We start from the raw sequence: 2,806 nt of genomic DNA on the forward strand, positions 1-2,806 counted from the left end.
TGTGCTGGGCATAAGGGACGGTTCTCCTGTCGTGCCCTCTCAGGCTAACCCCGCAGAACGGGATGTCTCACCCAAGGCTGACAGAGAGGGGACGCCCACCGGGCCGTGGCCTCACGCCCACCCAACAGTCCGTCAACCGCGTGCTGTCCGCGGCACGGGCTCCGGTCGAGCGTGGTGTCGCACGGCTGAAGTCGGGGCGGATCTTCCGCAAGGCCCGGTGCAGCCCGAATCGAATGTCGTCAATCGCTGCAGCCGTTCTCATCCTGGAGCGGCAAGGCTGAACCCAAGGCACCGATCTATCGCGAGGGGAGTCCGACGAGCTCTAGGCCGTTGTTCGATGCTCTGCTGCAGTGCGGTCCTGATCGGCGGCAGGTTCGGGCTGAGGCGGTTTGGCCGAACCGTGGGCGTCAGCCGCCTCCGCCTCCGCCGCTGGTGTTGTCCGGACCGAGGTCATACTCCCGGCTCTGGTTCACGCCGGATCCCCAATGCTCGTAGCAGACGAGCCCCGCCCCGATGAGTAGCACGATCCCCGTAGCTATCAGCGATATCCATGCGCCAGCGTCCATACTTGCGGATATACCCACCGCGTCAGTGCGAAGCCTCACCCGGGCCTCCATCGATCAGGATGATTCTCTCCACATCGTGCGAACGGACCGCGGCAACGAGGCGGCAGGGGCCCTGGTCCGCCGACTGGTGGTCCCGCCGCGCCGCTCGGGCGATCAGGAGGGCGCTACCTCGACAGCTCTTTAACGGAGGAGATCGGCGTCGACCCGCTCACCGAGGTCGTCGCCTGGGCGCTGGAGCACCTCCACGAGCAGTTCGACATGGAGAGGCTGGCGGCGCGGGCGTACAGGAGCCGTCGTGACCCCGGCGTCACTCGATCGTGGCCACGTTGAAAAGGCTCGCTGAACGACGCCGCCCTGATTCCAGCCTGGTGTCGACGAGTCCGTGGACTTGCTTTGAGCGCATCCACATCAGCGTTCGCGGACCGAGCGATTTGCTCTCCACAGAGCGCAAGGTCATATATTTCGAGGCCGGAGTTGCAACGAATTGAAAGTTCGCTGGAGGCAGACGCGTAAGAGTGGAAACATCCTTGCGATACATGCCACAGTGGTTTCATCGCAAAAACCGCAGGCCCCCAAAAAAGGATTTCATATATGGCGAATGTTGCCTCTGCTGCAGTTCATATCCCTCAAACCGGGTATTCGAAGGGCGGAGCGGACCGTCCGGCAGGCGCGCTTGGGGATGCCCATCTCGCAGTGAGCTCGGCGGGCGGGGACGATAGCCTCACGGGTGTGTCTCTCAGCAGCTCACCTAGCGCCACTGTCCACGCCGAGGCCATCCCCGCCGAGGCCGTGGCCAACGGCGAGGTCTACACTCGCCCATGGGTCGTCGACATGATCCTCGACCTTGTCGGGTACACCACCGACCGAGATCTTGATCGATTGACCATCGTTGACCCCGCCTGCGGCTCCGGCGCATTTCTCCTCAGCATCGTTGAGCGCCTGAGCGCGGTGTGTCGCAAGCTTGAACGGGACCTGCCTGTTGAGGGGGTCCGTGCTCTCGACCTGCTGAGTCGCAACGTGAAGGCGAGTCGCGAGGCAGTGGCGGACGTCCTTCTTTCGGACGGCTGGGATCGCGAGACGGTTGACATCATCGTCAGTCAGTGGATTCAGCATGGGGATTACCTCCTTGATGATGCGGGGCAAGCTGACTTCGTGGTCGGGAATCCTCCATACATTCGCTTGGAAGATGTTCCGGACCAGCGGATGCAGCTTTACCGGAAGGGTCACCCAACCATGGTTGGCCGCTCCGATATCTATGTCGGGTTCTTCGAGAGGGGGCTCCGGTCTCTCACGCCCGGTGGGGCACTCGGATTCATCTGTGCGGATCGCTGGATGCGCAACCAGTACGGCCGTGAATTGCGCAAGCTGGTGGCCGACCGCTTCAGCGTGGATTTCGTTGCGACCATGCACGATGTCGATGCCTTCGAAGAGCAGGTCTCGGCCTACCCAGCGATCACGATCCTGCATAATCGCCCGCAGGGTGAGTCTGTTGCGGTCGATACCACAAAGTCCTTCGGGGCGGACGAAGCGCGTCGGCTGATGAGTTGGATCGGCGATGAGGAGTGCGCCGCTCCGGACACGAGCAGCTTCAAGGCGGCCCGACTGCCGCACTGGTTCTCGGCCACCGACTCGTGGCCGGCAGGAAGTCCCGGACGCCTCGCCCTGCTTGAGGACCTGAACGACCGGTTCCCCGTGCTCGAAGAGACATTGACGAAGGTCGGGATCGGCGTTGCTACCGGATCCGATGCTGTCTTCCTCACCGAGGACGAGACGCTCGTGGAGCGGGATCGGCTTCTTCCCATGGCGATGGTGAAGGATGCCAAGAGCGGGCACTTGGATTGGCACGGCACCTACATGGTCAACCCGTGGGACGAGGACGGCGAGCTGGTCGACCTCGCCAGGTACCCCAGGCTGAAGGCTTACTTCGAGCAGCATCGGACTGCTCTCAAAGGCCGCTACGTAGCGAAGAAGACGCCTGAACGTTGGTACAAGACGATCGACAAGATCGATGCGAGCCTGACCAGCCGGCCGAAGCTGCTGCTGCCCGACATGAAGCTGACTATTCATCCAGTACTGGATGAAGGTGGCTACTATCCCCATCACAACCTCTACTACGTTGTGTCGGACACGTGGGACATCAAGGTGCTAGTAGTACTTCGTTAGGTTGATTTGATCTTGGTGGTCGTGGCGGTGCATGCTGCGGCTCGTGGATCTTGATGAGGTGGAGAAGCTCCGCGGAG

Annotated in this window: 1 protein-coding gene and 2 pseudogenes; all 3 read left to right on the forward strand. The window is 62.1% G+C overall.

The window, feature by feature from the left end; all coding sequences use genetic code 11:
* Positions 1-92: 92 nt before the first annotated feature.
* Positions 93-281 (forward strand): annotated as a pseudogene (locus tag ACZ68L_RS46735) (IS5/IS1182 family transposase); the annotation flags it as partial.
* A 349-nt stretch (positions 282-630) separates the two neighbouring features.
* A pseudogene (locus ACZ68L_RS46740) lies at positions 631-863 on the forward strand (AraC family transcriptional regulator); the annotation flags it as partial.
* 432 nt (positions 864-1,295) lie between these two features.
* The gene (locus ACZ68L_RS46745; RefSeq protein ID WP_469591000.1) at positions 1,296-2,729 is read left to right on the forward strand and encodes an Eco57I restriction-modification methylase domain-containing protein; all 1,434 of its coding nucleotides are present in this window, start codon (positions 1,296-1,298) and stop codon (positions 2,727-2,729) included.
* Positions 2,730-2,806: the final 77 nt, after the last annotated feature.

The sequence above is a fragment of the Streptomyces sp. NPDC104309 genome (genome assembly GCF_055584025.1).